A 1,418-nucleotide genomic window follows, 5' to 3' on the forward strand; every position below is an offset into this window, starting at 1 on the left:
TGATGATGAATGTGTTCCACTACCAATTAAACAAGTGATTATTAACCTAGAAAAATTTGTTAACTAAGTGGCTAACTTAAACTTGAAATTTACGAAAAATAATCAAATAAAGTAATTAGAAATAAAAACTTCTTTTATTTAATGTTTAAAGGTTCTAGTCAAGTCCATAATATTGTGTAAAATGCAGTACACTGCTTTAGAGCTTTAATCTATAGGTTAAAATCGAATATATTTTCTGGTAGAGCTTAACCAGTTTTCGTGACGATCAATAAGAACTGCACCGATTAAACGATTGGCAGAGACGTGATTCAGAAAGATTCGGATAACTTTTTCTCTGCGCCTGACTTCTTCGATTAATTGTTCAAGAAGATTTGTGCTCTTTAATCTCGATTGACCTTCACTGATAATGGCGTATTGAAAGGCATCTTCGAAGCCTTCGTCCAGCTTTTCACAGGCTTTGTGGTATTTGTATTGGTCAATATAGTTGCTTACTAGCGTATTTTAGCCTTGCAAGCCGTTTCAATATCAGTAAATTTGAAGAGGGCTTTGACTTCTTCTATGAAAGGTTTTGACTCTTTCTTAGGGATACAACTAAGGATATTACGCATAAAGTGAACTTGACATCGTTGCCATGAAGCGTTTATAAATGACTTCTTGATTGCTTTAACTAAGGCTTTGTGGGCATCAGAAATGACCATTTCCATTCCTTCTAAACCTCTGTTTTTGAGGTAGTCGAAGAAGAGAGACCAAGTCTCGTCACTTTCTTTATCTTGAATCATAAAGCCAAGTATCTCACGCTCTCCATCTCCTGATATGCCGACCGCTATATGGCAGCTTTTAGAGACAACACGATGATGTTCTCTGATCTTTATGTAGATAAGATCGGTCATAACATAAGGGAAATGCCTATCTGATAGAGCGATTTTGCCATTCGGAGACCATAGGGTCTAACTGGTGTGAATGCTAAGCTAAAAACGGTTCTTTCCAAAGTCAGTTATTATTGCTTCTATTTAGAGAAAAGCGAGGAGTATAATTAAGAAAAGATGAAAGAAGTGGGGAACCATGTACGAATTGATACAGGTACTTGATTCGTGTTTAGAGTATGAATCTCATTCATTCACAAACCACACCTTTACGATTACCGTTTCTTCTACTCGTTTAGAAGTCCCTTGTCCATACTGTGGCCAGGTTTCTTCCCGTGTTCACTCTTTATACCCGAGAAAGTTTCAGGACTTACCGATACAAGGACACAAGGTCCAGATTAAGATGCAGAACCGTAAATTCTTATGTAAGAACCCAGAGTGCGATCATAAAACGTTCTCTGAACGCTTTGAGTGTATCGCTGAGAAAGCCACCCGAACGAAGCGTTTGGAAGAGGAAGTATTATCCATCGCTATTCACTGCAGTTCGATCACTGC

1 protein-coding gene and 1 pseudogene are annotated in these 1,418 nt (G+C 37.7%); one reads left to right on the forward strand and one right to left on the reverse strand.

Features of this window, described 5'->3' with window-relative positions:
• Positions 1-216: 216 nt before the first annotated feature.
• A pseudogene (locus tag CLV38_RS13570) lies at positions 217-960 on the reverse strand (IS256 family transposase); the annotation flags it as partial.
• A 102-nt stretch (positions 961-1,062) separates the two neighbouring features.
• On the opposite strand from CLV38_RS13570, the gene CLV38_RS13575 reads away from it, so the two are divergent.
• On the forward strand, positions 1,063-1,418 hold a 356-nt coding region (locus CLV38_RS13575; protein WP_146129032.1), incomplete at its 3' end, for a transposase family protein.

The organism is Alkalibacterium olivapovliticus, from assembly GCF_003003275.1.
Classification (GTDB): domain Bacteria; phylum Bacillota; class Bacilli; order Lactobacillales; family Carnobacteriaceae_A; genus Alkalibacterium; species Alkalibacterium olivapovliticum.